The sequence below is a fragment of the Mycobacterium sp. IDUB_24 genome (assembly GCF_055419385.1).
Window position 1 is genome coordinate 142,154 of record NZ_JBVAXO010000007.1, and the last position, 26,540, is coordinate 168,693.

Annotated in this window: 30 protein-coding genes; 13 read left to right on the forward strand and 17 right to left on the reverse strand. The window is 66.8% G+C overall.

The window, feature by feature from the left end; translation table 11 throughout:
* The first annotated feature begins 84 nt into the window (after positions 1–84).
* Both purF and purM read left to right on the forward strand, forming a co-directional pair.
* On the forward strand, positions 85–1,626 hold the full coding sequence (purF, locus tag ACZYZF_RS23295) for an amidophosphoribosyltransferase (protein ID WP_463747043.1): 1,542 nt from the start codon (positions 85–87) through the stop codon (positions 1,624–1,626).
* Between the two features lie 112 nt (positions 1,627–1,738).
* Positions 1,739–2,830 (forward strand): phosphoribosylformylglycinamidine cyclo-ligase, encoded by a 1,092-nt coding sequence (gene purM, locus ACZYZF_RS23300; RefSeq protein WP_463747044.1) that lies wholly within the window; start codon positions 1,739–1,741, stop codon positions 2,828–2,830.
* 82 nt (positions 2,831–2,912) lie between these two features.
* On the opposite strand, the gene ACZYZF_RS23305 is transcribed toward purM, so the two are convergent.
* Positions 2,913–3,086, reverse strand: a complete 174-nt coding sequence (locus tag ACZYZF_RS23305; RefSeq protein WP_082449106.1) for a DUF3073 domain-containing protein — start codon at positions 3,084–3,086, stop codon at positions 2,913–2,915.
* Positions 3,087–3,349: 263 nt separating this feature from the next.
* Entirely contained in the window at positions 3,350–4,444 is a 1,095-nt protein-coding gene (gene ygfZ / locus ACZYZF_RS23310) for a CAF17-like 4Fe-4S cluster assembly/insertion protein YgfZ (protein ID WP_463747045.1), read from the reverse strand.
* Positions 4,445–4,607: 163 nt separating this feature from the next.
* Between ygfZ and ACZYZF_RS23315 the strand changes: the two genes are divergently transcribed.
* Positions 4,608–5,486 (forward strand): aminodeoxychorismate lyase, encoded by an 879-nt coding sequence (locus ACZYZF_RS23315; RefSeq protein ID WP_463747046.1) that lies wholly within the window; start codon positions 4,608–4,610, stop codon positions 5,484–5,486.
* Between the two features lie 267 nt (positions 5,487–5,753).
* On the opposite strand, the gene ACZYZF_RS23320 is transcribed toward ACZYZF_RS23315, so the two are convergent.
* The 8 genes from ACZYZF_RS23320 to lmeA all read right to left on the reverse strand — a co-directional run bounded on the left by ACZYZF_RS23320 (position 5,754) and on the right by lmeA (position 10,063).
* The gene (locus tag ACZYZF_RS23320; RefSeq protein WP_463747047.1) at positions 5,754–6,002 is read right to left on the reverse strand and encodes a hypothetical protein; all 249 of its coding nucleotides are present in this window, start codon (positions 6,000–6,002) and stop codon (positions 5,754–5,756) included.
* Positions 6,002–6,685: a heme-binding beta-barrel domain-containing protein gene (locus ACZYZF_RS23325; protein ID WP_463747048.1), complete on the reverse strand. Its 684-nt coding sequence runs from the start codon at positions 6,683–6,685 to the stop codon at positions 6,002–6,004. Before ACZYZF_RS23325 ends, ACZYZF_RS23320 begins: the two co-directional genes overlap by 1 nt.
* A 259-nt stretch (positions 6,686–6,944) precedes the next feature.
* Positions 6,945–7,247 carry a DUF1416 domain-containing protein gene (locus ACZYZF_RS23330; protein WP_463747049.1) on the reverse strand — a complete coding sequence of 101 codons (303 nt, stop codon included), beginning with the start codon at positions 7,245–7,247 and terminating at the stop codon, positions 6,945–6,947.
* A gap of 1 nt (position 7,248) precedes the next feature.
* The gene (locus ACZYZF_RS23335) at positions 7,249–8,085 is read right to left on the reverse strand and encodes a sulfurtransferase (protein ID WP_463747050.1); all 837 of its coding nucleotides are present in this window, start codon (positions 8,083–8,085) and stop codon (positions 7,249–7,251) included.
* 47 nt (positions 8,086–8,132) lie between these two features.
* Positions 8,133–8,615: a DUF4395 domain-containing protein gene (locus tag ACZYZF_RS23340; RefSeq protein ID WP_463836925.1), complete on the reverse strand. Its 483-nt coding sequence runs from the start codon at positions 8,613–8,615 to the stop codon at positions 8,133–8,135.
* Positions 8,616–8,706: 91 nt separating this feature from the next.
* Entirely contained in the window at positions 8,707–8,799 is a 93-nt protein-coding gene (locus ACZYZF_RS23345) for an Ms5788A family Cys-rich leader peptide (RefSeq protein WP_454792181.1), read from the reverse strand.
* A gap of 29 nt (positions 8,800–8,828) precedes the next feature.
* Positions 8,829–9,251, reverse strand: a complete 423-nt coding sequence (locus tag ACZYZF_RS23350; protein WP_463747052.1) for a thioredoxin family protein — start codon at positions 9,249–9,251, stop codon at positions 8,829–8,831.
* Positions 9,248–10,063 carry a mannan chain length control protein LmeA gene (lmeA, locus tag ACZYZF_RS23355; RefSeq protein ID WP_463836926.1) on the reverse strand — a complete coding sequence of 272 codons (816 nt, stop codon included), beginning with the start codon at positions 10,061–10,063 and terminating at the stop codon, positions 9,248–9,250. Before lmeA ends, ACZYZF_RS23350 begins: the two co-directional genes overlap by 4 nt.
* Positions 10,064–10,225: 162 nt before the next feature.
* Between lmeA and ACZYZF_RS23360 the strand changes: the two genes are divergently transcribed.
* The 6 genes from ACZYZF_RS23360 to pstB all read left to right on the forward strand — a co-directional run bounded on the left by ACZYZF_RS23360 (position 10,226) and on the right by pstB (position 15,995).
* The gene (locus tag ACZYZF_RS23360; protein WP_463836928.1) at positions 10,226–11,032 is read left to right on the forward strand and encodes a winged helix-turn-helix transcriptional regulator; all 807 of its coding nucleotides are present in this window, start codon (positions 10,226–10,228) and stop codon (positions 11,030–11,032) included.
* A complete protein-coding gene (mshD, locus tag ACZYZF_RS23365) occupies positions 11,029–11,907 on the forward strand; it encodes a mycothiol synthase (protein ID WP_463836930.1) in 879 nt (292 codons plus the stop codon). The genes ACZYZF_RS23360 and mshD overlap by 4 nt, the downstream gene beginning before the upstream one ends.
* Positions 11,908–12,028: 121 nt before the next feature.
* On the forward strand, positions 12,029–13,156 hold the full coding sequence (gene pstS / locus ACZYZF_RS23370; RefSeq protein ID WP_463747056.1) for a phosphate ABC transporter substrate-binding protein PstS: 1,128 nt from the start codon (positions 12,029–12,031) through the stop codon (positions 13,154–13,156).
* A 54-nt stretch (positions 13,157–13,210) separates the two neighbouring features.
* Positions 13,211–14,263, forward strand: coding sequence for a phosphate ABC transporter permease subunit PstC (gene pstC / locus ACZYZF_RS23375; RefSeq protein WP_463836931.1), 1,053 nt, complete (start codon positions 13,211–13,213; stop codon positions 14,261–14,263).
* A 31-nt stretch (positions 14,264–14,294) separates the two neighbouring features.
* Positions 14,295–15,209, forward strand: coding sequence for a phosphate ABC transporter permease PstA (gene pstA, locus ACZYZF_RS23380; protein WP_463747058.1), 915 nt, complete (start codon positions 14,295–14,297; stop codon positions 15,207–15,209).
* A 9-nt stretch (positions 15,210–15,218) separates the two neighbouring features.
* Positions 15,219–15,995: a phosphate ABC transporter ATP-binding protein PstB gene (gene pstB, locus ACZYZF_RS23385; RefSeq protein WP_003884662.1), complete on the forward strand. Its 777-nt coding sequence runs from the start codon at positions 15,219–15,221 to the stop codon at positions 15,993–15,995.
* 78 nt (positions 15,996–16,073) lie between these two features.
* On the opposite strand, the gene ACZYZF_RS23390 is transcribed toward pstB, so the two are convergent.
* Positions 16,074–17,048, reverse strand: coding sequence for a quinone oxidoreductase family protein (locus ACZYZF_RS23390; protein ID WP_463836933.1), 975 nt, complete (start codon positions 17,046–17,048; stop codon positions 16,074–16,076).
* 81 nt (positions 17,049–17,129) lie between these two features.
* Between ACZYZF_RS23390 and ACZYZF_RS23395 the strand changes: the two genes are divergently transcribed.
* Positions 17,130–17,648, forward strand: coding sequence for a MarR family winged helix-turn-helix transcriptional regulator (locus tag ACZYZF_RS23395; RefSeq protein WP_463836934.1), 519 nt, complete (start codon positions 17,130–17,132; stop codon positions 17,646–17,648).
* A gap of 3 nt (positions 17,649–17,651) precedes the next feature.
* Here the strand turns inward: ACZYZF_RS23395 and phoU are convergent, their stop codons facing one another.
* The 4 genes from phoU to ACZYZF_RS23415 all read right to left on the reverse strand — a co-directional run bounded on the left by phoU (position 17,652) and on the right by ACZYZF_RS23415 (position 23,123).
* Positions 17,652–18,317, reverse strand: coding sequence for a phosphate signaling complex protein PhoU (gene phoU, locus ACZYZF_RS23400; RefSeq protein ID WP_463747061.1), 666 nt, complete (start codon positions 18,315–18,317; stop codon positions 17,652–17,654).
* An 84-nt stretch (positions 18,318–18,401) separates the two neighbouring features.
* Positions 18,402–20,702, reverse strand: a complete 2,301-nt coding sequence (locus ACZYZF_RS23405) for an LCP family protein (RefSeq protein WP_463836935.1) — start codon at positions 20,700–20,702, stop codon at positions 18,402–18,404.
* 235 nt (positions 20,703–20,937) lie between these two features.
* Positions 20,938–22,122 carry a tRNA dihydrouridine synthase DusB gene (gene dusB / locus ACZYZF_RS23410; protein WP_463836936.1) on the reverse strand — a complete coding sequence of 395 codons (1,185 nt, stop codon included), beginning with the start codon at positions 22,120–22,122 and terminating at the stop codon, positions 20,938–20,940.
* On the reverse strand, positions 22,119–23,123 hold the full coding sequence (locus ACZYZF_RS23415; protein WP_463747064.1) for an acyl-ACP desaturase: 1,005 nt from the start codon (positions 23,121–23,123) through the stop codon (positions 22,119–22,121). The genes dusB and ACZYZF_RS23415 overlap by 4 nt, the downstream gene beginning before the upstream one ends.
* A gap of 191 nt (positions 23,124–23,314) precedes the next feature.
* On the opposite strand from ACZYZF_RS23415, the gene ACZYZF_RS23420 reads away from it, so the two are divergent.
* Both ACZYZF_RS23420 and ACZYZF_RS23425 read left to right on the forward strand, forming a co-directional pair.
* On the forward strand, positions 23,315–23,773 hold the full coding sequence (locus tag ACZYZF_RS23420; RefSeq protein ID WP_463836937.1) for a hypothetical protein: 459 nt from the start codon (positions 23,315–23,317) through the stop codon (positions 23,771–23,773).
* A 209-nt stretch (positions 23,774–23,982) separates the two neighbouring features.
* Positions 23,983–24,387 carry a hypothetical protein gene (locus ACZYZF_RS23425; protein WP_463747066.1) on the forward strand — a complete coding sequence of 135 codons (405 nt, stop codon included), beginning with the start codon at positions 23,983–23,985 and terminating at the stop codon, positions 24,385–24,387.
* A gap of 21 nt (positions 24,388–24,408) precedes the next feature.
* Here ACZYZF_RS23425 and ACZYZF_RS23430 read toward each other — a convergent pair whose 3' ends face one another.
* Positions 24,409–24,993, reverse strand: coding sequence for a TetR/AcrR family transcriptional regulator (locus tag ACZYZF_RS23430; RefSeq protein ID WP_463747067.1), 585 nt, complete (start codon positions 24,991–24,993; stop codon positions 24,409–24,411).
* Between the two features lie 81 nt (positions 24,994–25,074).
* Between ACZYZF_RS23430 and ACZYZF_RS23435 the strand changes: the two genes are divergently transcribed.
* Positions 25,075–26,085, forward strand: coding sequence for an oxygenase MpaB family protein (locus tag ACZYZF_RS23435; RefSeq protein ID WP_463747068.1), 1,011 nt, complete (start codon positions 25,075–25,077; stop codon positions 26,083–26,085).
* A 10-nt stretch (positions 26,086–26,095) separates the two neighbouring features.
* Here the strand turns inward: ACZYZF_RS23435 and ACZYZF_RS23440 are convergent, their stop codons facing one another.
* Positions 26,096–26,452 (reverse strand): DUF732 domain-containing protein, encoded by a 357-nt coding sequence (locus ACZYZF_RS23440; RefSeq protein WP_463747069.1) that lies wholly within the window; start codon positions 26,450–26,452, stop codon positions 26,096–26,098.
* Between the last annotated feature and the right edge of the window lie 88 nt (positions 26,453–26,540).

A 26,540-nucleotide genomic window follows, 5' to 3' on the forward strand; every position in this document is an offset into this window, starting at 1 on the left:
AACGGCCATTCGATTCTTTGCTTGGCCCCACTGGACCGTAGACTCGGTTATGTCACCAACCGCCGCCCCGGGAGCAGCCCTATCGTGACTGGTCAGCAACTCGACGAGAACGAACCGCGCGAGGAATGCGGCGTATTCGGGGTCTGGGCCCCGGGTGAAGACGTCGCAAAGCTCAGCTACTACGGCCTGTACGCGCTGCAGCACCGTGGCCAGGAGGCTGCGGGCATTGCGGTTTCCGACGGGTCGCAGATCCTTGTGTTCAAGGATCTCGGTCTGGTCAGCCAGGTGTTCGACGAGCAGACCCTGGCCGCGATGCCGGGCCATGTCGCCGTCGGGCACTGCCGTTACTCCACCACCGGGTCCACCACGTGGGAGAACGCCCAGCCGGTCTTCCGCAATACCGCCGCCGGAACCGGCGTCGCACTCGGCCACAACGGCAACCTGGTCAACACCGCCGAACTGGCCACCCGGGCCCGCGCCGCCGGGCTGATCGACAACAGATCGTCGACGGGCACGATCGCCGCTACGACGGACTCCGACATCCTGGGCGCGCTGCTGGCCCATGGTGCCGCCGACGCGACCCTGGAACAGGCCGCTCTGGAGCTGCTGCCCACGGTGCGCGGAGCCTTCTGCCTGACCTTCATGGACGAGAACACCCTCTACGCCGCACGCGATCCGCACGGGGTGCGTCCGCTCGCCCTGGGCCGGCTGGACCGCGGCTGGGTCGTCGCCTCGGAGACCGCCGCGCTCGACATCGTCGGTGCCTCGTTCGTCCGCGACATCGAACCCGGTGAGCTGCTGGCCATCGACGCCGATGGCGTGCGGTCGACCCGGTTCGCCAACCCCGAACCCAAGGGCTGCGTCTTCGAGTACGTCTATCTGGCCCGCCCGGACAGCACGCTGGTGGGCCGTTCGGTACACGCCACGCGCGTCGACATCGGCCGTCGGCTCGCCCGCGAGCACCCGGTCGACGCCGACCTGGTGATCGGGGTCCCCGAGTCGGGCACGCCGGCCGCTGTTGGTTACGCGCAGGAATCCGGGATTCCGTTCGGCCAGGGCCTGATGAAGAACGCCTATGTGGGCCGCACGTTCATCCAGCCCTCGCAGACCATCCGGCAGCTGGGTATCCGGCTCAAGCTCAACCCGCTACGGGAAGTGATCCGCGGCAAACGGCTGATCGTCGTCGACGATTCGATCGTGCGCGGCAATACCCAGCGCGCACTGGTCCGCATGCTTCGTGAGGCCGGAGCGCTGGAGGTCCACGTCCGGATCGCCTCGCCGCCGGTGCGCTGGCCGTGCTTCTACGGCATCGACTTCGCCACCCCGGCCGAGCTGATCGCCAACGCCGCACCCGCCGAGCACCAGGGCGAGATGCTGGAGGCGGTACGGCACGCCATCGGAGCCGACAGCCTGGGCTACATCTCCCAGCAGGGCATGATCGCGGCCACCGAACAGCCGACGACCCGGCTGTGTTCGGCCTGCTTCGACGGGAACTACCCGATCGAGCTGCCCGGCGAGACCGCGCTGGGCAAGAACGTCGTCGAGCAGATGCTGGCCACCGCGGCGCGCACCGGTGTCCCGCTGCAGCCCGACAACGACAACGCATCGGCGCTCAGGCGTCCTTGACGTCTCCGGCGTCGTGGCGTCCTTGAGGCCCTGACAGTTCCCCTGCTTTGAGGGGTCCTTAACGCCTCCTGCGCTATACCCCCGCAATGCCGGGGCGGTAACCTTGCTTGCGATGACTAAGGGCGCCGAACAGCACGGCATCGCCGAACACAGCAGCATTTCCTACGCCTCGGCCGGAGTGGACATCGAAGCCGGTGACCGCGCCGTCGAGCTCTTCAAGCCCCTCGCCGCGAAGGCGACCCGTCCGGAGGTCAGGGGTGGCCTGGGCGGCTTTGCCGGGTTGTTCGCCCTGCGGGGCGGATACCGCGAGCCGGTGCTGGCCGCCTCGACCGACGGCGTGGGCACCAAGCTCGCCGTGGCGCAGGCCATGGACAAGCACGACACCGTCGGGCTCGACCTGGTCGCGATGGTGGTCGACGACCTCGTGGTGTGCGGCGCCGAGCCACTGTTCCTGCAGGACTACATCGCAGTCGGTCGCACCGTTCCGGAGCGGGTCAGCGCGATCGTGTCCGGTATCGCCGAAGGTTGCATCCAGGCGGGCTGCGCATTGCTGGGCGGCGAGACGGCCGAACATCCCGGACTGATGGAACCCGACCACTACGACATCTCCGCGACCGGTGTCGGCATCGTCGAAGCCGACAACGTGCTCGGGCCCGACCGGGTCCGGCCCGGCGACGTGATCATCGCCATGGCATCCAGCGGACTGCATTCCAACGGCTACTCGCTGGCCCGCAAGGTGCTACTGGAGATCGACCGGATGAACCTGGCCGGTCACGTCGAGGAGTTCGGCCGCACGCTCGGCGAGGAACTGCTGGAGCCGACCCGCATCTACGCCAAGGACTGCCTGGCGCTGGCCGCCGAGACCCAGGTCCGCACGTTCTGCCACGTCACCGGCGGCGGGTTGGCGGGCAACCTGGAGCGTGTCGTGCCCCACGGACTGACCGCAGAACTGGATCGCGGTACTTGGACGCCGGCACCCGTGTTCCAGATGATCGCCCAGCGCGGACGCGTCGAGCGTGCAGAGATGGAGAAGACGCTCAACATGGGTGTCGGAATGGTCGCGGTCGTCGCCCCTGAGGACACCGACCGTGCGCTGGCAATCCTGACCGCACGTCACCTGGACTGCTGGACGCTGGGAACCGTGAAGAAGGGCGGCAAGGACAGTGTGCGCGCCCAGCTGGTTGGACAGCATCCGCGGTTTTAGGCGTTAGACAGGTCGCGCTGATATGCCACGTGCGCTATCAGCGCGACCTGAATCTAAGTTCTACAACGAAAGTGGCGACGGCTCAGCGCCGCCAGTCATCCTCGCCCGACCAGTCTTCGGCGTCGTCATTGGCGTCACCGGAATCGGGAGATCCCGACAGCTCACGTTGGAGCTGACTGAAGTCGGTATTCGGCGAGCTGTACTTCAGGTCACGTGCAACCTTGGTCTGCTTTGCCTTAGCCCGGCCGCGGCCCATGGGGGACCCCCTCGCGCAATAACGGAGCGGCCCAATAACTAGGCGGCTCCGATCTGTGTGTCTTTATTGTCCTGCCAACACTTTACCGTGCCCGCCCGCGAAGTGCTCTCAGGCCCTGCCTCATGGTGAGCGGTGAGGGCCCGGCTGCCCTGCGTCGCCGCACGGCTGCACGACCGTCACCAGGATCGCGGAATTCGCGAAGAGACGGTCGTCACGTCGTCGTTGACCGGGTGAGTTTACGTGCTGATGCGCGGTTTTACGGACTAACCGTGCCGGAGTCGCTCGACGGCCGCGCGGCCGGCTCCGGCGGTGGTATCGGCGGCGGGCATGGAATCCGGGTCGATCACGGCCGGTGCCTGCGCCTCGGCCCCGGCGACCAGCTCGGTATCGACCGGTAATCCCCGCTTGAGCAGGGCCAACGCGATCGGGCCCTCGTCGGCGTGCTCGACGACGGTACCGATGCGGCCGACATTGCGTCCGCCCGCGGTCACCACGTCGCCGGTGACCGGCCGGTCGGCGGAACCGTCGAGTTGCAGGATCACCAGCATCCTGGGCGGTTTGCCCAGGTTGTGCACCCGCGCGACGGTCTCCTGGCCGCGGTAGCAGCCCTTGTCCAGGTGCACTGCTCCGACACCGGGTCCGCCGATCCAACCGACCTCGTGCGGGATGGTGCGCTCATCGGTGTCCACACCCAGGCGAGGACGCCGGGCCGCCACCCGATGGGCCTCATATGCCCACACCCCGGCGGGCCGGACACCAGCCTCGGTGAGCCGCCGGGTGTATTCGGCGACCGACTCGCGGGGCACCACCAGGTCCAGTTCGACTTCAGACCCGGGCAGGCGGCGCAGGAACCCGCCACCGGGCAGCGCCACCGCTGTAGCCTCCTGCGGCAGCGGGCCACAGCCCAGGGCCGCGATCACCTTGTCGTCGGCCAGGCCCGGCCCCAGCAGTGACAGCACCGCCAGATCGGCCGGCTCGATCTGGACATCGGACCAGAACACCATCTTGCGCAGGTACGCCAGCAGCGGCTCGCCCCGCCACGGCTCGGTGTCCACGTAGGTGGTGCCGTCGAGCTCGGTCTGGATCCAGTGATCTTCGACACGGCCCTGCAGATCCAGGCTGAGATTCTCGGTGACCGCACCGTCCGGCAACGCGCTGACGTGCTGGCTGGAGATGCTGTGCAGCCACGTCTGACGGTCCTTGCCGGCCAGCGTCAGCACCGCCCGGTGTGACCGGTCGACCAGGACCGCGGCGGCGGCTGCAGAGCGCTGCTCACCGAGCGGGTCACCGTAATGCCAGATCGCGCCCGCGTCGGGACCTGCCTCGGGCGCCGGAACCGCTGACGGTAGTGCAGTCATAGGCCAACTGTACGTTTGTCGCTCTTCGCCCAAGCCGCTCATCTGTCTTGTCGCTCTTCGCGCACGCGGCTCATCGGTCTTGTCGCTCTTCGCGCACGCGGCTCATCGGTCTTGTCGCTCTTCGCGCACGCGGCTCATCGGGCGCAAACTACGCTGGGGCCCCATGGCGAGCCCACCAGCCGTGCTGGTCACCCTTGACGGGCAGATCCACGACCCCGACGCCCCGCTGCTGCACGCCGACGATCTGGCCGCGGTACGCGGTGACGGGGTCTTCGAGACGCTGCTGGTGCGTGACGGCAGGCCCTGCCTGCTGGAGGCGCACCTGACCCGGCTGACCCAATCCGCCAAGATGCTGGATCTGCCGGAGCCCGACCTCGACGCCTGGCGGGCGGCGGTTGCGCTGGGGGCGCAGCGCTGGGTCGCGGGGAACGACGGCGACGGCGTGCTGCGTCTGGTGTACAGCCGAGGCCGTGAGAGCGGCGGCCCGGCGACCGCATTCGCCACCATCGGCGCACTGGCCGACCGGGTGGCCGGCGTGCGCCGCGACGGGTTGGCGGCGATCACCCTGGACCGTGGGTTGCCCTTGGGTGCCGGCGAGATGCCGTGGCTGGCAGCGGGCGCCAAGACCCTGTCCTATGCGGTGAACATGGCCGCGCTGCGGCACGCCGAAGATCACGGCGCCGGCGACGTGATCTTCGTGAGCTCCGACGGCTACGTACTGGAAGGTCCGCGCTCCACCGTGGTGATCGCGAGCGAAGGTCCCGACGGCCAGCCGCTGCTGCTGACCCCGCCGCCCTGGTACCCGATCCTGCGCGGCACCACCCAGCAAGCACTGTTCGAGGTGGCCCGCAACAAGGGCTACGACTGCGACTTCCGCGCGCTCAAACCGGCGGACCTGTTTACCGCGCAAGGGGTTTGGCTGATTTCCAGTATCACCCTCGCGGCTCGCGTGCACACGCTGGACGGTCAGCGACTGCCCGATGCGCCGCTGGCTGCCGACATCTCCGGCCTGGTGGACGCGGCGATCGTCTGCGATCGCTGAGCTGCGTATAAATCGCTTGTCGGGCTGGGCGGACGGGGGTAGCTTCGTTTGCACACAGGGAAGGAGGTGGTCCGTCAAGTGAATGACTTATGGACATGTGAGGTGGCTGCCCGCTAGCAGCGCCGGGGTAAAGCCTGCGCGCGCTGGCGAATTCCCCGCAGCCACCCGGCCCCCGAGCCCCTCGGTCAGTCCAACCAGGTACCAAGGCTCGGGGGTCGCCCCATGTCTGGGGCGGCCGAACCCTGTTGGCGCGGTGGGCGGCGCGAATTAAGTCGGGCCCGGCGCCAGCGTCGAACATGCCTTGATCGCCTGCTGCCAAGTCTGCTCGTCGACCCCCGACGGCGGCCCGGCGACCGGGCCGGGCGCCAAGGGCACACCGTGCTCGGACAGGCAATGTGCATATGTCCCGTGCTCGGGCGGCGGCGAAGTCGGGGCCGGTTGCGGCCCTTCCGACGAACACGCGCCGAGGAATGCCGCTGCGGCAAGCAGACCTGCCGCGATGATGGGCCGGCGCATCAGCCGACAAACCGTGACAGCCGGGCCGACAGATGCGGTACCAGACCGCCGTCAGCGTCTACACGTTCTTCCACGTATCCCAGGTCGCCGCCTTCGACGATGCCGTAGAGGCGCTTGGCACCGCCCACCAGCAGCCCGGACTTGCTGCGGGCCAGCGCATCGGTGACCAGCTCCCAGGAAGCCTGCGTGAGGGGCTTGCCGTAGAAAAGTTCGACATAGCCGGCCGAATGGGCCAGCAGCAGTTCGATGGCCTGTGACTCGTCGCGACCGGCCGGATCGTCGGGATCGGTGACGAATCGCCAGAACCCGGTCTCGCGCAGACCGGGCGAGTCGTATTCACCCGCTTCGTTCAACCGCCACGACCGGGAGTCCCAGTTCAGGTAGTCGCCACCGTCATGGGAGACGATGATCTGCTGACCGAACCGGTAGTCGCCGTGGGTGTCGCGCCCTTCGCCTTCACCACGCCAGACGCCCACCAACGGCAACAGCGCGAGCAGCGCATCGTTGAGGCCGACGCCGTCGCGCAGATTCGCGGTATCGGCAGGCATCGGCAGGTCGTCGAAGACCGGAATGTTGCGGGCGGCCGTGGCCTTGGCCCGTTCGACGGCTGCCGCTACGGCGCGGTCACCGGAACCCGGCCCGGTGGCCGGGGCGTCCGCAGGAACATCCCGGTTGGAGGTCACGACTCGTCGGTGACGAGGCGGTACAGCGCGTACAACGCGAACCACGTGATCACCACGACGGCCGCGACGAGCATTATCTCGAAGAAGAGCACCACGGGAAATATTCTAGTTCCTAGTCGAGGGTGTCGGCGCCCCGGGTCGGGACGCCCCAATGCACGCCGAACATGAGCTTGTGTGCGAGAAACTGCCGAAATTTCGCACACAAGCTCACGTTCGAAAGAGGGATCAAGCTGAGCCGGATGGCCTAGCTCCTTCGTCGCTAGGCGACCTTGACGTCGACCTCGTGGATGCCGGCACCGGACGGGGCCACGCTGGCGTCGCCGTTGCCCGCGGGGGACAGGGCGCGCAGCGTCCAGGTGCCCGGGGCGGCGAAGAACCGGAAGTCGCCGGTCGCCGAGGCCACGACCTCAGCGGTGAACTCGTCGCTGGCGTCCAGCAGGCGCACGAAGGCGCCGCCGACTGCCTGACCGGAGCCGTCCACCACGCGACCGGTGATGACGGTTTCCTTCTCCAGGTCGACGCCGGCCGGCAACGTCAGTCCTTGCTTCGGTGCAGAGCACATATCAACTTCCCAACTCGATCGGGGCGCCCACCAGGGAGCCGTATTCCGTCCAACTGCCGTCGTAGTTCTTGACGTTCTGGTGTCCCAGCAGCTCCTGCAGCACGAACCAGGTGTGCGACGAACGCTCACCGATCCGGCAGTAGGCGATGGTCTCCTTCTCGCCGTCGAGGCCGGCCGCTGCGTACAGCTTGGCCAGGTCCTCGTCGGACTTGAAGGTGCCGTCCTCGTTGGCTGCCTTGCTCCACGGAACGTTGATGGCGCTGGGGATATGCCCGGGCCGCTGGCTCTGCTCCTGCGGGAGGTGGGCCGGTGCCAGGATCTTGCCGGAGAACTCGTCAGGCGAACGCACGTCGACCAGGTTCTTCGTGCCGATCGCGGCGATGACCTCGTCGCGGTAGGCCCGGATGTTGTTGTCCAGGGGCTGGGCGACGTACGACGTAGAGGCACGGTGGGGCGCCTCTTTCACCAGCGGGCGGGCGTCGAGCTCCCAGCGCTTGCGGCCGCCGTCGAGCAGCTTGACGTCGGCGTGGCCGTACAGCTTGAAGTACCAGTAGGCGTAGGCCGCGAACCAGTTGTTGTTGCCGCCGTACAGGATCACCGTATCGTCATTGCCGATGCCTTTGTCGGACAACAGCTTCGAGAACTGCTGCTGGTCGACGAAGTCACGCTTGACGGCGTCCTGCAGATCATCTTTCCAGTCCAGTTTGACGGCGCCGGGGATGTGGCCCTCGTCGTCGTAGGCGCTGGTGTTCTCGTCGACCTCGACGAACACCACGCCGGCGGTATCGAGATTGTTCCCGGCCCATTCGGTCGAGACCAGGACGTCGGAACGTGCCATGTACGAATTCCTTTCGGTTGCTTGCTATTTGGTATGTCGGGTGAGTGTCATGCGGGACTGGGGGTGCGGCGTAGCCGGACCACCAGCGGGTAGATCTGGCAACCCAGGCAGATTCCGAAGGCCGCGTTGAGGAAGGCCGCCACCAACGCGAACGCGGTGGCGGTCAGGCCGAGCGCGGTGATGCCGAAGGTGAACCCCGCCGTACCGACGACGGCGAAAACGAAGCCGACCAACTGGGCGAACTTCAGTGGCGGCACCGGCTCGCGTTCGGTGACCGGCGCCAGGCGCGGCGCGATGAAGGTGGCGAACAGACGGCCGTAGGGATGCTTCCGGGGCCCGCCGACCGCGCCGATCGCGAACACCACCGCCTGGGCGCCCAGCAGCGCCGCGGCCGCGAACTCATTCGCCCCGGCGACCAGCAGCGTGCCGATCAGTACCGCGGTGGTGACCCAGGCGGCGAACCGCGGCCCCCGCACGTCCACCTGAGCAGGCTGAACGCCAGCGCTGGGGCGGGTTGATGTCGATGACATGTGAACGAACTCCTGTTGTTGTCGAAGGTCTGGTTGTGTGCAGGCTCAGGGCACAAGGCCTGAGCGGGCGCGCAAAAGCGCGCGGCTGCGCTCAACAGCAGCAACAACAACAGCAGCAACCCGCGACGCGGCACAGATCGACTGCGCGGCGCTTGGTGAGCACGAGCTCAAGGCGGGCTGACACGACCGACAGCTTACCCAATAACCGCCGAGTCAAGCCAACAGCGGTTCCAGCGCCGAGTGCAGGTCAGCGGCCTTGGGGACCCCGCTGGTGCGGTATCGGGGCCGTCCGTGGATATCGAAGATGATCGTGGTAGGCAGCGACAGTACCGAAAGCCGCCGGGCGGCTTCGGGATTGGCGTCCATGTCGATTTCGACGTGGGCAACCTCGGGCAGCCCGGCACAGACCTGGTCCACGACACGACGGACCGCGGCGCAGGGCCCGCACCATTCGGCCGTGAAGTGCAGCACCGTCGGACCGGTGTCGGACAATCCGAGGCCACTGGTGTCGATGTCGGCGGCCTCTTCGCCCGCCCTGATCAGGCCGGCGCGCAGGGTGATCAGGCGACCGATCACGTAGGCCACCCCGAGCGCGGCGATCAGCACCACGATCGCCAGCACCATCGAAGAGCTCATGCCTGTCTGAACCCCGCCAGGTCGACGGTTACTCCCGAGGCGATGCCCTCGATGATCACGTCGGAGCCACGGGCACCAGCGGTGGTCGGGGCGATCCCGAACGGCAGTTTCTGTCCGGTGATGGCGTGGCTGAACTCGGCCAGCACCGCTGCGGTCTTCTCGTCGGGTACCGGCTCGTCAGCGGTTCCGGGGCCGGTCAGGATCCCGGTCGCGGTCAGGACCAGGGTGGTGTCGTCCCGGTCGGCGAACGACAGGTCGACCGAGACACTGACCCGCTTGTCCAGCCCGGAGCCCTTGGGGGTCCCGGTGAACACCAGCCCCTGGCTGCTGGAGATGCCGGACTCGGTGGTGCCCCCGGTGGCGTCGTTGGTCTCCCGCGAGGGGGCCTCCACCAGCAGGTCATCGATGCCCATGTACCGGCCGATGTGGGTGGAATCGATGATGATGCGGCTCTCGGCCTTCGTGACGGGCAGTTTCGTGTCGGGCGGGATCAGCCACGACGAATGGGTTGTGTCGATGCCGTGCAGGGTGGCCTCCAGCGAGGCCTTGCCGACTACCGGGTGGTCGACACCGGCGGCCCGGATCTCGATCTCTTTGTATCGATGATTGCGGACCTGGGTGAGGAACGGGAAACCGAGGATCGCGACCCACGGGTCCCAGTTCAGTCCCGCGGCGGTGCGGACGTTGCGAGCCAGTCGGTACTCGGCGTAGATCGCGGAGCCGAAATCGGCGCCGACGACCCCGACGATGAGCGCGGTCACGGTCGCGGTGAGCCCGATCAGCAGTTTGCGCACCGCCACATTGTGGCCCACGGCCGTCGGATCGAGGCGCTCGGCGCGGCTGATCAGCAGGTGAGGCGTTATCGTTAGATCACAAAAGCCGGTAACGGCTACATGTCAGTCATGAATCGACCGTGTGGACATCGTGGTCCGGGCGATCGTGGGAAGTGATTGCCGGCGCGCCGGAGGACCCCCTTGGATCTGCTGCTACTGACCGTCGACCCGCATCCCGAGTCGGTGCTGCCCTCCCTGACCCTGCTGGCGCACACTGTGCGCACTGCACCGACCGAGGTGTCCTCGCTGCTGGAGGCAGGCAGCGCCGACGTGGCGATCGTCGACGCCCGTACCGATCTCGCGGCCGCGCGCGGCCTGTGCCGGCTACTGGGAACGACGGGCACGTCCGTCCCGGTCGTCGCGGTGATCAACGAGGGCGGGTTGGTGGCGGTCAACCACGAATGGGGCCTCGACGAGATCCTGCTGCCCAGTACCGGCCCGGCCGAGATCGATGCCCGTCTGCGGCTATTGGTCGGCCGGCGTGCCGGCGGGGCCAACCAGGAGAACGTCGGCAAGATCGCCCTCGGTGAACTCGCGATCGATGAGGGCACCTACACCGCGCGTCTGCGGGGACGTCCCCTCGATCTCACCTACAAGGAATTCGAGCTGCTCAAGTACCTCGCGCAGCACGCCGGGCGGGTCTTCACCCGTGCGCAGCTGTTGCAGGAGGTGTGGGGCTACGACTTCTTCGGCGGTACCCGCACCGTCGACGTCCACGTCCGCCGTCTACGCGCCAAGCTCGGCCCCGAGTACGAATCGCTGATCGGCACCGTCCGCAACGTGGGATACAAGGCGGTGCGCCCGTCACGCGGCCGCACACCTGCCGCCGAGGCGAGCGGCGGTGCTACCGCCGCCGCCGAAGCTGCGCAGGCCGACCACGACGACGACTACGACCCGGCGACCGACGAGGTGGACGAGCCGTTGGCCGGGAGGCTGCCCGGCCAGTGACCGAACTCGACTGGCATACCAGGCTGTCCGAAGCCGAACAGGCCGGGATCCGTGCACTCATCGCCGCAGCGACCGCAGCCGACGGCGTGGCCCCGGTCGGCGATCAGGTACTGCGCGCGCTCGGCCATGACCGGACGCGCCACCTGCTGGCGACCGAGGGTGCAGATCTCGTCGGGTACCTGAACCTGGCCCCGGCCGACGACGATGACCCGGCGATGGCTGAACTGGTGGTGCATCCCGACGCCCGACGGCACGGTGTCGGTGCGGCGCTGGCCCGTGCGGGACTCGCCGAGGGCCCGGCAGGCACGCGCATCTGGGCACACGGCAACCTCGAGGCGGCCCGTGCGCTGGCCGCCGCGCTGGACCTCAAAGTGGTTCGCGAACTGCTGCAGATGCGCCGCCCGCTGACCGACCTGCCGCCGCTGCGCACCGTCGAGGGCGTGCGGATCCGTACCTATGCCGGACCCCAGGACGACGCCGAGATCCTGCGGGTCAACAATGCGGCCTTCGCCTGGCATCCGGAACAGGGCGGCTGGACCGGCCAGGAAATCGTCGAACGGCGGAGCGAGCCGTGGTTCGACCCCGACGGACTCTTCGAGGCGGTCGACGAACACACCGGACAACTGCTGGGCTTCCACTGGACGAAAGTCCATGACGGCAACCTCGGCGAGGTGTACGTCGTCGGCGTCGACCCGGCGGCACAGGGCCGGGGACTGGGATCGGTGCTGACCCTGGTCGGTCTGCACCACCTCGCCGCGCGGTCTCTGCCGACGGTGCTACTTTACGTCGAGGCAGATAACTCGGCGGCCGTGGCGACCTACCGAAACTTGGGTTTCGAGGTGTTCGGCGTCGACGTGGCGTACTCCGCCGGTTAACCCGTTTAGCTGTGGACACGCTGAACCTATTCACTGCCGATTCACCTGCTGTCCGCGAGCCGTCCATTGGGGCCGAATACGTTGCCGGAGAGTTCGAAGCCGTCAATTGAAAGTGGGACAAGTGAAGCTCATCAGCATTGGCAAGCCGTTCGGTGTGGCGCTTTCCGCGACGGCGATCGCGGCACTCACGCTGACCGCGTGCGGCAGCGACAACAACGCTGCCGGCACGAGTTCGGCAGCCTCGGGCACCGGCTCGGCCTCGTCGGCGGAGTGCGGCGGCAAGAACTCTCTGACGGGCGAGGGCTCGACCGCGCAGCAGAACGCGATCGCTGAATTCAACAAGGTGTGGGGCCAGGTCTGCTCCGGCAAGAATCTGGCTTACAACCCGACCGGATCGGGCGCGGGCGTGGATCAGTTCATCGCCAAGCAGGTCGACTTCGCCGGCTCCGACTCGGCGCTCAAGGACGATCAGGTCGCCAAGGCCGCCGCGCGCTGTGGTGGCAACGAGGCCTGGAACCTGCCGCTGGTCTTCGGCCCGGTTGCGCTGGCCTACAACGTCGAGGGTGTCGACAAGCTGGTCGTGAACCCCGACGTGCTCGCCAAGATCTTCCAGGGCCAGATCAAGAAGTGGAACGATCCGGCGGTGGCCGCGCTGAACGCCGGCACCACTCTGCCGGACCTGGACATCAAGCCGATCTACCGGTCGGATTCCTCGGGCACCACCGACAACTTCCAGAAGTACCTGGCCGCGGCCGCGCCGCAGACCTGGACCAAGGGTGCGGGCAAGGAGTTCCAGGGCGGTGCCGGTGAAGGCGCGCAGAAGTCCTCCGGTGTGGTGCAGGCCGTGCAGGCCACCCCCGGCTCGATCGGCTACGTCGAGAAGAGCCCGGCCGCCGCGGCCGGTCTGCCCTACGCCCAGATCGACAGCGGTGCCGGTGCAGTCGCACTGGATGACCAGTCGACCACCAAGGCCGTCGGCGCCGCCACGTTCAAGGGCGAGGGCAAGGACCTCGTGCTCGACCTGAACGCGCTGTACGCCTCGAAGGAAGCCGGCGTCTACCCGCTCGTGCTGGCCACCTACGAGATCGTTTGCTCCAAGGGGTACGACGCCGACACCGCCGCCGCCGTCAAGTCCTTCCTGACCGTCGCCGCCAATGAGGGCCAGGCCAGCCTGTCGCAGGCCGGATACATCGCGCTCCCCGACGAGTTCAAGCAGCGCCTGCTGACCTCGGTCGAGGCCATCGCTTAGTAGCCGGACTGGCTTTAGAGGACGGATTTGGGCGAGGATGGATTTACCGACCGCATGACGACCAGGGGCCCCGACGGGACAATAGTGACAACGCCGAATCCAGCTGATTCGGGGTCGGGGGAGACGCTCGCGTCCCCCCACCCCGAGCCGGCGCCTATCTCCACCGATCCGTCCAAGGGAGCCAAGGTTCGCCTCGGCGACCGAATTTTCCGTGCGCTCGCCGAGGGCTCGGGCGTCCTGATCGTCGCGCTGATCGCGGCGATCGGGGTGTTCCTGCTGTGGCGCGCGATTCCCGCGTTGGCCCGTAACGAGGAGAACTTCTTCCTCTACGGCGGCAACTGGATCACCACCGACACCTCCGCGATGCATTTCGGCATCTTCGATCTGCTGCAGGTGACAGTGTTCGTCTCCCTGTTCGCCCTGGTGCTGGCGATGCCGGTGGCCCTGGGTATCGCGATCTATCTCACCCAGTACTCGTCGCGGCGACTGGCGGGCCCGCTGGGCTATCTGGTGGACCTGCTGGCCGCCGTGCCGTCGATCGTCTACGGCGTCTGGGGTCTGTACGTACTCGCGCCGGCGATCAAACCTTTTGCAGTGTGGCTCAATACGAACATGAGCTGGCTGTTCCTGTTCAAGACGGGGACTGCCTCGGTGGCCGGTGGCGGCACCATCTTCACCGCGGGAATCGTGTTGGCGGTGATGATCCTGCCGATCATCACCGCGGTGACCCGCGAGGTGTTCACCCAGACCCCGCGGGGCCAGATCGAGGCCGCGCTGGCGCTCGGCGCCACCCGCTGGGAAGTGGTGCGCACGACGGTGCTGCCCTTCGGGTTGTCCGGCTACGTCAGTGGCGCGATGCTCGGTCTGGGGCGCGCGCTCGGTGAGACCATCGCCCTGCTGATCATCCTGCGCGGCACCCAGACCGCGTTCGGTTGGTCGCTGTTCGACGGCGGCTACACCTTCGCGAGCAAGATCGCTGCCACTGCAAGCGAATTCAACGATCAGTACAAGGCGGGCGCCTACATTGCCGCCGGCCTGGTGCTGTTCATCCTGACCTTCGTGGTGAACTCATTGGCCCGCGCCGCGGTGTCGGGAAAGGGGCGCTGATGAGCGCTTGCGCGAAGAGGAGACAGCACAGATGACCTCCACACTCGAGCGGCCGGTCAAGGCGCCCGCGTTCCAGGGCGTGAGTCTGCGCCGCAAGCTGACCAACCACCTCGCCACGGTTTTGGTGACCCTGTCATTGCTGGTCGCCTTGGTGCCCCTGGTTTGGGTGCTGTACTCGGTGATCGTCCGGGGCTGGGCCGCATTGAGCTCAGCCACGTGGTTCACCAATTCCCAGGCCGGGATGACGACGTTCGTCGTCGGTGGAGGTGCTTACCACGCGATCGTCGGCACCTTGCTGCAGGGCCTCGTGTGCTCGCTGATCTCCATCCCGATCGGCGTGATGGTGGGCGTGTACCTGGTCGAGTACGGCGGTGGTACCCGGCTGGGCAAGGTCACCACGTTCATGGTGGACATCCTCACCGGCGTGCCCTCGATCGTTGCCGCGCTGTTCATCTACGCGTTGTGGGTGGCCACGCTCGGGTTCGGCCGGTCCGGGTTTGCGGTGTCACTGTCGTTGGTGCTGCTGATGATTCCGGTGATCGTGCGGGCCACCGAGGAGATGCTGCGCATCGTCCCCATGGATCTGCGTGAGGCGAGTTATGCGCTGGGCGTGCCGAAATGGAAGACCATCGCCCGAATCGTGATCCCGACGGCCTTGTCGGGCATCGTCACCGGAATCATGCTGTCACTGGCCCGCGTGATGGGTGAGACCGCGCCGCTGCTGATTCTCGTCGGCTACGCCCAGGCGATGAACTTCGACATGTTCGGCGGGTTCATGGGATCGCTGCCGGGAATGATGTACGACCAGATCTCGGCAGGGGCAGGCGCCAACCCGGTGCCCACCGACCGGCTGTGGGGCGCGGCGCTGACGCTGATCCTGCTGATCGCCCTGCTCAATGTCGGCGCTCGCGCGGTCGCCAAACTCTTTTCCCCCAAGAAGGTGTAGGAGCTATCCATGGCCAAGCGGCTGGATCTCAAGGACGTCAACATCTACTACGGCGCGTTCCATGCCGTATCCGAGGTTTCGCTGTCGGTGCAGCCTCGCAGTGTGATGGCTTTCATCGGCCCGTCGGGTTGCGGTAAATCGACGGTGCTGCGAACGCTGAACCGCATGCACGAGGTGATCCCCGGGGCCCGCGTCGAGGGTTCGGTGCTGCTCGACGGCGAGGACATCTACGGCGCCGGCGTGGACCCGGTGGGTGTGCGCAAGACCATCGGCATGGTGTTCCAGCGTCCGAACCCATTCCCCACCATGTCGATTCGTGACAACGTGGTGGCCGGGCTGAAGCTGCAGGGCGTGCGCAACAAGAAGACGCTCGACGAGGTGGCGGAGCGCTCGCTGCGCGGCGCCAACCTCTGGAACGAGGTCAAGGACCGTCTGGACAAGCCCGGTGGTGGCTTGTCGGGTGGTCAGCAGCAGCGGTTGTGCATCGCCCGCGCGATCGCGGTACAGCCCGACGTGCTGCTGATGGACGAGCCCTGCTCGGCGCTCGACCCGATCTCCACGCTGGCCATCGAAGATCTGATCTCCACGCTCAAGCAGGATTTCACGATCGTCATCGTCACGCACAACATGCAGCAGGCCGCCCGGGTGAGCGATCAGACCGCATTCTTCAATCTGGAGGCCACCGGTAAACCCGGCAAGCTGATCGAGATCGACGACACCGAGAAGATCTTCTCCAACCCCACCCAGAAAGCGACCGAGGACTACATCTCCGGCCGCTTCGGCTGACACTTTCCCCGCGAGCAGACACAAACCTGCCCAGTTTCCATGGAAACTGGGCAGGTTTGTGTCTGCTCGCGGAAGAAATTAGGGCGTCAGCACCACGCGGGTGCCCGAGGGTTCAGAACCGGCCCAGGCCTCGGCTACCTCGGCCAATGGTCTTGCCTGGGTGCGTAATTCGAGCTGTCCCTCGGCGACCATCGCAAACAGTCGGGGCAGCGCCTCGGCGCGCGCCCGGACCAACACCTCGGGCGGGATACTGCCGATCCCGACGCCGCAGAGGGTGATCCCGGTACCGCGCAGAACCCCGGCATCGAGCGGCAGGGTCGATCCCGTCATCGACCCGATCTGCACGAACCGGGTCGGGTGATAGTGCGCGGCCGGGTGGCTGGCGGCCAGTGCGGTGAGGACCTGGGCGGCGGGCTCGCCCCACAGGTAATCGAGTACCGCGTCGAATGGGCGCCTGGCATGCATTTCGGCGACCTGCGCGCCCAGGTCCTGCTCGCCGAGGGCGATGGTGGCGTGGGCGCCGGCCGACCGCAGCCACTCCAGCCGTTCGATGTTGCGGCCGGCGGCCACCACCGTCTCGGCGCCGAACATGGCGGTGGCCAATTGCACTGCCATCGAACCGGTTACGCCGGTGGCCCCCAGTACCAGCACGTGATCGCCGGGTTTGACCGCTGCGGCGTGCGACAGTGCGCTCCAGGCCGAGATGCCCGGGTTGGGCAGGGCAGCGGCGGTCACCGAGTCGACGTGTGCGGGGATCTCGACGCCGGCGTGCGGGTCGACGAGTGCGCGCTGCGCCATCATTCCCGAGTATCCGAGGGCTCCGGTGTAAATGCGGCGGCCGTCGGCGAGACGGGCGACACCGTCGACTCCGGGGATGGCCGGGAGCTGAACTTCCTTGCTGGCGTAGTGCTTTCCTGACACCAGCGCACGGGTGAGGTTGGTCAGGGCCGATGCTTCGACGGCCGCCACCTCGGCGCCGTCGCGCGGCTGGGGCTCAGGTACGTCGGTGTAGACGGGGTGCCTGCCCCATTCGGTCACCAGTGCTGCCAGCATGTCGACTCCTTTGGTTTCCCTAGAGATGGTTTCTATGGAAACAATCTACGCAGGACGGCCGTCGGTGGCAATATGGTTTCCGTGAAAACCAAACCCGAGCTGATCGACGCCGTCACCGGGCTCATGGCCACCGTGTCCGACCGGCTCGGCAACGACGGGGACGGCGACGCGGAGCGCGACTTCATGGCCGCCGGCTGCCCACAGCGGCTGCAGCAGGCCGTGCGGACGCTACCCACGTCGTCGATGCACCTGCTGGCGGAGATCGCCGACGGCCCTGTCAGCGTGGTCGGGCTGGCGGCACGGTCCGGCCGGCTCAAGGGCACGGTGTCCAAGCACGTACAGCGGCTGGTCGAGGCCGGCCTCGTGGTGCGTACGCCCGTACCCGGCAACCGCAAAGAGATCGAGCTCGGCCTGACCTCCGACGGCGAACTCGTCGTCGATGTGCACCGGCAACTGCACGAGGAGATGAACCGCGGGATCCGCGAGTTCCTGCTGCGCTACAGCGGCGCGGACCTGCAGGTACTGGTGAAGATCCTCGGGGACCTGGCCGGCGCGCACAAGGACGGGGTCCGCCTCGTGCCGCCTGCCGGCCGGTCCTGAGCCCTACTTCGAGGAAACCGACTCGTCTTCCGGGTAGGAACCGGTGACCTGGAAGATGACCCGGCGGGCCACCTCGACAGCGTGGTCGGCGAAGCGCTCGTAGAAGCGGCTCAACAATGTCACGTCCACGGCAGCGGTCACACCGTGCTTCCACTCCCGGTCCATCAGCACCGAGAACAGGTGGCGATGCAGGTCGTCCATCGCATCGTCTTCCTCCTGGATGCGGGCGGCCTTCTCCGGATCCTGGGTGAGCAGCACCTCGCGGGCGGCATGGCCCAGCTCGACGGCAACCCGGCCCATCTCGGCGAAGTACCCGTTCACTTCCTCGGGCAACACATGCTGAGGATGGCGGCGGCGCGCGATCTTGGCCACATGCAGCGCCAGCGCGCCCATCCGGTCCACGTCGGCCACGATTTGGATCGACCCCACCACCGAGCGCAGATCACCGGCAACCGGCGCCTGCAGCGCGAGCAGCACGAACGCCGACTCCTCGGCCTGGGTGCTCAGCGTGCTCATTTGATCGTGATCGCTGATGACCTGTTCGGCGAGGGCCAGATCGGCCTGCAGCAGCGCCTGGGTGGCGCGCTCCATTGCGGTACCCGCCAACTCGCACATCGCGCCGAGTTGGTCCGTGAGTGAATGTAACTTCTCGTGGTATTGGGTACGCATCCTGCAAGATTAAGCGGTCGATGGCCGTGTCGTCACGATGCAACGATGAACGAACGGTGAATGCCGTCCGCCCGGATCACCAGACTATTCGCAGGTGGTGTCGGCGGCGTTGGTGACGGTCAGGTCCTCGGGAAGGTGCGTCGGGCTGGCGCCGGTGCCCTTCAGCACGTGCACCTGCACTTCCGACCCGCTCGGGGTCGGGGGGTTCACCGTGTAGAAATCGGAACCCAGTACCACCTGGATAACGTCGCCCATGCCCGTCACCCGCTCGATGGTCGGGTTGGTGAAGGAGCTGGCGACGGTCGCGGCCGCCTCCTCGTTGCCGGGGGAGAAGAACACCGTGGTCGCCGGGAGGGTGCTCGGGTAGTCATCGGGGGTGTTGACGTTGAAGCCGTGTTCCTGCAGTTCGGTGGCCGCGGTGTTGGCCAGGCCGCTCTGGCCCGTCGAGTTCGACACCTGCACCGTGACCTGCTGCGGTTCGGTGGTGACGGCGTTGACCATTTCACCGCTGTCCGTCGCGGCGGGTGCAGGGGCGGGTGCCGTCGACTGCGGCGTCTCCGAGGGCGCGGCAGCCTGGACGGACGACGTCGCCGATTCCGGGGTGCCGGGCACCGGGGTGTTGTCCGGATTCTTCTCGCCCGGCAGGGGGTCGTCGTTGATGATCGCGTCGAACAGGGAACGCATGTCGTCGGTGCGCGGGACCTCGTTGCCGTATTCGTCGGCGTAACCGACGGTCGGCACGGTCACGAAGGTGATCCGGCCCGCGTTCACACCCTGGACCGACTGTCCGAGGTCGACGAGGTCCTTGGTCCTGATGTTGTCGACGAAGCTGTCGCTGATGAACATGTTGACCACGTTGTTCAGCTTGTTCAGCGAGAAGAAGGTGTCCCGGGAGATCAGGGTCCGCAGCAGCGAGGAGAGGAACAGCTGCTGTCGTTTGATGCGGCCGTAGTCCCCGTTGTACTCGGTGGTGACCTGGCGAGCTCGCACGTAGTTCAGCGCGGTGTGGCCGTCGACCGTCTGACGACCGGCGTTGGCCAGCACGGTACCCAGCTCATAGTCCTCCAGCGGGGTGGTGCTGCACACCTCTATCCCGCCGAGTGCGTCGACCATCTTCGAGAAGCCGGCGAAATCGACGGCCATGAACCGGTTGATGGACAGGCCGGACAGCTTCTGGATCACCTTCACCAGGCATTTCGGGCCGCCGAAGGCGAAGGCCGAGTTCAGCTTGGACTCGGTGTAGATCTCGTCCGGGCCGTAGGTCTCGGTCTCCTCGTCGTACAGCGGACCGTAGGTCGCCGACTCGGGGTTCCAAGGTTCGCACTTCATCGGGGTGATCGAGAGGTCACGCGGGAACGACACGGCGACAACACGCCGCCGGTCGGCCGGGATGTTGACCAGCATGATGGTGTCGGACCGGGCGCCGCCGGCGTCCTCGGTGCCGCCGGCGCCCATACCTCCGTTTTCGCCGAACCGGCTGTCGGTGCCGACGATCAGAAAGTTCTCGTCACCGAACTGCGAGTTGGGGTCGACGATGTCGCGCGAATTGAGGTCGAGCGCAGCCACCTTGTTGAGGCTGTCGTTCTTCGAGCTCTGCCACTGCCACGCCCCGCCGGTCAGCACGAGAGTGAGGACCGCGAGCATTGCCGCCGCAGCCCGTCCGGCCAGCATCACCCGGCGGTTGATCACCGGCCGCACCTTCTCGATCTCGTCGGTGTCGGCGGGATCGTGCTCATCGTCCGGCGTCTGGCGGACGCGCCATGTCGGGCGTGCTTCGAGTGCGTCGTACTCGTAGACCGCCACAGCCGGCAATACATCGGTGTTCGCAGCGTCGATCTCGCGGTGATCCGGCGAGTCCGCGAAAGGCTCCTCGAAAGATTCGGGGAACTCTTCGACCTCGAGGGAATCCTGGGGTTCGTCGACCTCGGGGTCGATCCGCAACGCTTCGATCACGTCGGTCGGGTCGGGTACCCGCGGGCGGACATACGCGGGTGCATATGCCGGCGCTGGTTCTGATTCGGGCTCCGGCAGCGGCTCTGGCTCCGGCTCTGGGTCCCAGGCGTGTGCCGGGGCAGGCTCCGGGTCCCACGCATGGGACGGCTCAGGCTCTGGTGCGGGCTCTGGATCGTCAGGTACCAGCCGGTGGCGGTTCGGCACGGATCCGGTCCCGGCGATCTTGGCGATCAGATCGGCGACAGTTACCCCGTCGGCGTGGCTGCCGGTGGGCTCATCGAGGGGTGAATCGTCGGGTGACGGCGCATCCTGGCGTTCCCACGGCGCGGCGCCTGGCAAAGGCTCCCGGGATCGGGTAATCCATTGGTTGTCCGACGAGTCCTCTGGGAGGCGGCGCCGACGGCCGGGAGTGGCGTTATCACCGTCACTCATGTCCTTACCGGCCTCCGACTCTTCGAACTAGTGCGTGCGCGTCGGTGCGCATCGTTCCTGCGGCGTAAATGGGTGCTGCTGAGGTTTTCTCCTCATCTCTTCTAGCAGCACTGTGCCGGACTGGCTACTTGAGCCGGCCGCGGCAAGGTTTTCATCGTACTGACGCATCCTGGGACTGAGCTAGACCCAACCCGGTGACAGGGCCGTCTCGATGTCATCTCGGAGCGAGTGCAGGTCAGCCTCCGGAATGCATCACATCGGCCCCGGCCGGCACCGCGCAGTCGTCAGGATCATCGAGCCATCCTTCGGGCAGGGACACCGAGGCGGCCGATCCCTGGCGTCCCCGGGGACCGGTGGCCGCGGGCGGGAACGGGGCATCGCCATCCAGTTGCCCCAACAGTTCGTCGAGTTCCCGACGCGTCTTGACCAGAGCCAGCCCACGTCGCAGGTCGGCGCCGGCCGGGAACCCGTGCATGTACCAGGCCACGTGCTTGCGGATGTCACGCATGGCCTTGTCCTCGCCGAAGTGCTCGGTGAGCAGCTCGCCGTGGCGGCGCACGATGTCGGCGACCTCGCCAAGGTTCGGCGGGGCAGCAGCGGGACGGCCGTTGAAGGCTGCCGAGAGCTCGGCGAACAGCCACGGCCGGCCCAGGCAGCCCCGGCCGATCACCACGCCGTCGCAGCCCGTCGCGGCCATCATCGCGAGCGCGTCGTCGGCTTCGAAGATGTCACCGTTGCCCAGCACCGGGATGCCGGTGACATGAGCCTTCAGCGCGGCGATCTGACCCCAGTCAGCCGTGCCCGAGTAGCGTTGCGCGGCGGTGCGGGCATGCAGTGCCAGGGCTGCCGCGCCCTCCTCGGCAGCGATCCGCCCGGCGTCCAGGTGCGTGTGATGGGCGTCGTCGATGCCGATCCGGAACTTCACCGTCACCGGAATATCGGTGCCCTCGGTCCCGCGGACGGCAGCGGCCACGATCTGGCCGAACAGCCGCCGCTTGTAGGGCAATGCCGATCCGCCGCCACGCTTGGTGACCTTGGGCACCGGGCAGCCGAAATTCATGTCGATGTGGTCAGCCATGCCCTCGTCGGCGATCATCTTCGCCGCGAGGTAGGTGGTTTCCGGGTCCACGGTGTAGAGCTGCAGCGACCGCGGTGATTCGTCGGGGCCGAAGGTCGTCATGTGCATGGTCACCGGATGCCGCTCGACCAGGGCCCGCGCGGTGACCATCTCGCACACATAGAGCCCGCTGACGGTTCCGGCGCGGGCGATCTCGAGCTCGCGGCACAGTGTGCGGAACGCCACATTGGTCACCCCGGCCATCGGGGCGAGAACGACCGGGCTGGGCAACGCGAACGGCCCGATCCGCAATTGGGATCGGGCCGGCGCTGCCGTTGCAGGGGGTGGGGCCGTCAGAGTCATGCAGTCGACGAGGACGACACCAGCAGGTTCTTCATGGCCTTCTTCTCGGCCACCTTGCGCTCGCGCTCGAGGCGACGCTCCTTGGCGACCTCGAACTTGTCGCAGGCGTCTTCGAGCTCCTCGATGATGCGGCCGATGTCGTCACGCAGTCGGGCGCCCTCGCCGGTGAAGTCCTCACGCTCGAGGATGCGCCACTTGCGCAGGATGGGCATCACCACGTCGTCCAGGTGGATGCGCGGGTCGTAGACGCCGCCGACGGCGATGATGACGGCTTTACGGCGGAAGTCGGGCACCGTGTAACCGGGCATCTTGAAGTTGTCCAACACTCGGTGCAAGGAGCCCATCGCCTGGTTGGGCGCGATGTCGAGGCCGGCTGCGGACACGTCGCGGTAGAAGATCATGTGCAGGTTCTCGTCGGCGGAGACGCGCTGCAGCAACTGGTCGGCGATAGGGTCGTCGCAGGCCTTGCCGGTGTTGCGGTGGCTGACGCGGGTGGCCAGCTCCTGGAACGACACGTACATCACCGAGTCGAACAGGCTCTCGGCGAAGAGGTCGCCCTGCTGGTTCTGGCCGGGGGAGAAGCCACGGGTGACCTGTTCGACGCGGAGTTCCTCGAGCTCGACGGGGTCGATGGCACGGGTGACGACGAGGTAGTCGCGCAGGGCGATGCCGTGGCGGTTCTCCTCGGCGGTCCAGCGGTTGACCCACTGGCCCCAGGCGCCGTCCATGCCCATGTTCATCGCGATCTCGCGGTGATACGAGGGCAGATTGTCCTCGGTGAGCAGGTTCTGGATCATCGCCGTGCGGGCGACCTCGGACAGCTTGGACTGCCCCGGCTCCCAGTCCTGCCCGCCGAGCGCGTAGTAGTTCTTGCCGTCCGACCACGGGATGTAGTCGTGCGGATTCCAGTCCTTACGCATCCGCATGTGGCGGTTGATGCTGGATTCAACGACAGGCTCGAGTTCGTGCAGAAGCTGCAGGTCTGTGTATTCCTGCGACATGTGCCCTCGCCCTCCTCGCGTCCGTGGGACGCTCAGTTATCTGTACCTGTTGGTAGCAGTCAATATATCTGTGTAACTCAGTGACATCAAGTTGCCCCGCCCGTATTTGACGAGCCCTGCGCCGTGCGGATAACGACGGTACGATCCGCACGAACATCTGTCGGATACCCACGCTCGGAGGTTGGGCACACGTGAAAAAGCTTGTCGTCGGTGCCGGAGCCGCAGTTGCCACCGGTGCGGCCATATCCCTGCTGTTCGGTGCCGGCGTCGCGGCTGCCGCCCCTGACGTGGTGGGACAGACCTACTCGGACGCCTCGAGCGCGATCGAGGATAGCGGTTCCAGTGCCAAGGTCGCGGTCACAGTGGGCAGCAAGCTGTCCCAGGGCGATTGCATCGTCACCAACGCGTGGGATGCCCCGTTCGTCCGCGACGGCAGCCACGCCGACGGCGAGGTCATGGTGGCCTTGAACTGTGACGGTGACCATGCCACCGCCAACCACCCGGGCGCCTCGGTCGCCAGCCCGGCCGGCCGTGAGGCAAAGGCTGCCGAAGATGAGGCCGCCGCGAAGCAGGAAGCGCAGCTCGCCGCGGCCCAGGCTGCAGCGGAAGAGGAAGCGCAGCTCGCCGAGGTCAGCACCCCTGACGAGTAAGGCGCGTTTGTCCTGGTCATGAGCCCCGACACCGACTAAAATCCGGGTCAGCTCCCAAAGAGTGTTTGCCGTGACACCTGGTCACGGACCGCGGGGTTGCTGACACGAACGGCCGAGAGTGCCGTCGCCCCACCTCTCCGGGAGAGATCGCCGGATGGGGAAGGTCGGGCCAGATGAAGATCGCGATTGGGTGCGGAAGCGTTATCGCTATGTCCGCGGCAGGTTTTGCGTTCGCTGTGGTCGGTGCGGGGGCGGCCCTTGCGGCGCCGGACGTCGTGGGGCAGACATACAGTGACGCGGTCAGTGCCATTGAGGATGGCGGCGGCACGGCCCACGTTGCTGTGAGCGTCGGCAGCCGCTTGCCGCGTGATGAGTGCATCGTCACCAACGCCTGGACGGTGCGTCAGTTGGTGCCGCAGACTTCCGACACCTATTTCGAATACCGCGAAGACGTGACGCAAGTGGCGCTCAACTGCGACGGTGACCATGCCACCGAGACTCACCCCGGCGCGTCGATCGCCACCCCGGCCGGACGTGAGGCCAAGGCTGCCGAAGATGAGGCCGCAGCCGCCGAGCAGGAGCCGATCGCCGAGGCCAGCACCCCTGACGAGTAGCGGGGCCTGAGGGGGGTCGGCTCAGAAACTGCCGATGCGCCCGAGCAGCATGTCGACGCAGTAGTCGATGAACTGTTCGCGGCTGGCGGGCAGCCTCTCGTCGAGGTACGCACTGAACAACGCGGTCAGCGCTCCGATCAGGCTGGTGGCGACCATGGTTTGGCGCACCGGGTCGGCGATGCTGGTCAGTTTGCGCTGCAGCAGGCCGATGAAGTTGGGCATCCACTCCGCGCCCGAGCGGGTCAGCACCGGTTCGGATTCCGGGGCCAGTAGCAGCACGCGGCCCTGGGTGGGATCGTCCACCATCAGCGCGACGAATCGCTCGACCGCGTCGCGGGGAGTGGCCGCCGTGGTCAGCGCGGACATCGCGCGGGCGCAGACGTCGTCGTAGACGGCCCGGACGAACGTGTCGCGGTCGGTGAAACTCTCGTAGAAGTATCGTTCCGTGAGTTCGGCCGCACGGCAGACCGCACGGACCGTCAGGGCCGGACCCTCGGCTTTGCCCAGCAGGGCGACCCCTGCTGCGATCAGTTCGTCGCGACGACGGGCCGCGCGTTCCTGCAGTGGAACGCCCGACCATCGGCCGCGTCGTTGACCGGATGGCACATCTACTCCTAAGCTCTGATGACAACGTGTGTAGTCACAATTGAAACTCCGACCTTCGTTCTGCCGGCAGAAAGCGCACCTGTGACACAAGATACTTCTGAGACATGCCCGGTGACCAGCGGTTCCGCCGCTGTGGCAGCGGGTTGCCCAGCCGCGCCGGGCGGGTATGAGGCGCCGCCGATGCCGCTGGGGCCCGATTCGCTGACGTGGAAGTACTTCGGCGACTGGCGTGGGATGCTGCAAGGCCCATGGGCCGGCTCCATGCAGAACATGCACCCGCAACTCGGTGCGGCCGTCGAGGAGCACTCGATCTTCTTTCAGGAGCGCTGGCCCCGCTTGCTGCGCTCGCTGTATCCGATCGGCGGCGTCGTGTTCGACGGCGACCGCGCGCCGGCGACCGGTGCCGAGGTTCGCGACTACCACGTCGGCATCAAAGGGGTTGACGCTCAGGGGCGCCGCTACCACGCGTTGAATCCCGAGGTCTTCTACTGGGCGCATTCGACGTTCTTCGTCGGCACGATCATCGTGGCGGACCGGCTCGCGGGCGGGATCTCCGAGGCTGACAAGCGGCAACTGTTCGAGGAGCACAAGCAGTGGTACTCGATGTACGGCATGAGCATGCGCCCCGTGCCGGAAACCTGGGAGGACTTCCAGGTCTACTGGGATCACATGTGCCGCAATGTGTTGGAGAACAACAAGGCAGTCCGCGATGTGTTGGATCTGTCCGAGCTGCCCAAGCCGCCGTTCGCGTCGAAGATGCCCGACTGGATGTGGGCGCTGCAGCGCAAGTACGTGGTGCACCCGTTGTTCGTGTGGTTCACCGTCGGTCTGTACCACCCGGCAGTGCGCGAGCTGATGGGCTACACGTGGTCTGAGCGCGACGAGAAGGTGCATCGCTTGTTGGGCAAGGTGATTGGCAGGGTGTTCACGTTGGTGCCGCGTCGCCACCGCATGCATCCGCGGGCGCGCAGCGCGTGGGATCGCGTCACCGGCCGTATCCCGGCGGACGCCCCGTTGGTGCACACCCCGGCCCGCAACCTGCCGCCAATTGGCCACCGCGACAACGGGATGCACTACTGCCCGAAGGTCTGAACGGGCTGCCTCAACGCCCCACGAACGGGGCGTTCTGCGGGCAGTAGACCTTGACTGCGCCCCGGACCAGATTCGCGGCCTGGTGTTTGTCGATGCTCGCCTGATTCATCAGTTGACTGATGACTCCGCGCACCGTGCGTGCGGGCTCGATCTTGCCCTTTGTGAGCGCGTCACAGACTCCGCGCCCGACCTGGCCGGCCTCCTCGGCGGAAGTGGTCGGGATGTTCAGGTCCTTGACGATGGTGAAGAACTGATCGTCCTGAGCGTCCGCGTGGGCGGGTGCGACCCCGAATGCGGCGCCGGCCGCCAGCGCGGCAGCACCGATCGCGGTGGCCATGGCCCGAGTGCTCAGGCGCCGGGAGAACATGCTGCTGACTCCTTCATGCTGTCGCCCCCGAACGTGAACTTGATGGCGAGATTTCTCGGCAATCTCGCGATCTCCTTCACGTTGGGCC

Bases quoted from the DNA above. Each gene is read 5' to 3' on its own strand.
- ACZYZF_RS23415 (WP_463747064.1), bottom strand. From the start codon at position 23,123: ATGTCGCAGGAATACACAGACCTGCAGCTTCTGCACGAACTCGAGCCT.
- ACZYZF_RS23440 (WP_463747069.1), bottom strand. From the start codon at position 26,452: ATGTTCTCCCGGCGCCTGAGCACTCGGGCCATGGCCACCGCGATCGGT.
- dusB (WP_463836936.1), bottom strand. From the start codon at position 22,122: ATGACTCTGACGGCCCCACCCCCTGCAACGGCAGCGCCGGCCCGATCC.
- purM (WP_463747044.1), top strand. From the start codon at position 1,739: ATGACTAAGGGCGCCGAACAGCACGGCATCGCCGAACACAGCAGCATT.
- pstB (WP_003884662.1), top strand. From the start codon at position 15,219: ATGGCCAAGCGGCTGGATCTCAAGGACGTCAACATCTACTACGGCGCG.
- ACZYZF_RS23335 (WP_463747050.1), bottom strand. From the start codon at position 8,085: ATGGCACGTTCCGACGTCCTGGTCTCGACCGAATGGGCCGGGAACAAT.
- ACZYZF_RS23330 (WP_463747049.1), bottom strand. From the start codon at position 7,247: ATGTGCTCTGCACCGAAGCAAGGACTGACGTTGCCGGCCGGCGTCGAC.
- ACZYZF_RS23425 (WP_463747066.1), top strand. From the start codon at position 23,983: ATGTCCGCGGCAGGTTTTGCGTTCGCTGTGGTCGGTGCGGGGGCGGCC.
- ACZYZF_RS23405 (WP_463836935.1), bottom strand. From the start codon at position 20,702: ATGAGTGACGGTGATAACGCCACTCCCGGCCGTCGGCGCCGCCTCCCA.
- ACZYZF_RS23350 (WP_463747052.1), bottom strand. From the start codon at position 9,251: ATGAGCTCTTCGATGGTGCTGGCGATCGTGGTGCTGATCGCCGCGCTC.
- pstC (WP_463836931.1), top strand. From the start codon at position 13,211: ATGACGACCAGGGGCCCCGACGGGACAATAGTGACAACGCCGAATCCA.
- ACZYZF_RS23390 (WP_463836933.1), bottom strand. From the start codon at position 17,048: ATGCTGGCAGCACTGGTGACCGAATGGGGCAGGCACCCCGTCTACACC.
- ACZYZF_RS23315 (WP_463747046.1), top strand. From the start codon at position 4,608: ATGGCGAGCCCACCAGCCGTGCTGGTCACCCTTGACGGGCAGATCCAC.
- ACZYZF_RS23320 (WP_463747047.1), bottom strand. From the start codon at position 6,002: ATGCGCCGGCCCATCATCGCGGCAGGTCTGCTTGCCGCAGCGGCATTC.
- ACZYZF_RS23340 (WP_463836925.1), bottom strand. From the start codon at position 8,615: ATGTCATCGACATCAACCCGCCCCAGCGCTGGCGTTCAGCCTGCTCAG.
- phoU (WP_463747061.1), bottom strand. From the start codon at position 18,317: ATGCGTACCCAATACCACGAGAAGTTACATTCACTCACGGACCAACTC.
- ACZYZF_RS23305 (WP_082449106.1), bottom strand. From the start codon at position 3,086: ATGGGCCGCGGCCGGGCTAAGGCAAAGCAGACCAAGGTTGCACGTGAC.
- pstA (WP_463747058.1), top strand. From the start codon at position 14,295: ATGACCTCCACACTCGAGCGGCCGGTCAAGGCGCCCGCGTTCCAGGGC.
- ygfZ (WP_463747045.1), bottom strand. From the start codon at position 4,444: ATGACTGCACTACCGTCAGCGGTTCCGGCGCCCGAGGCAGGTCCCGAC.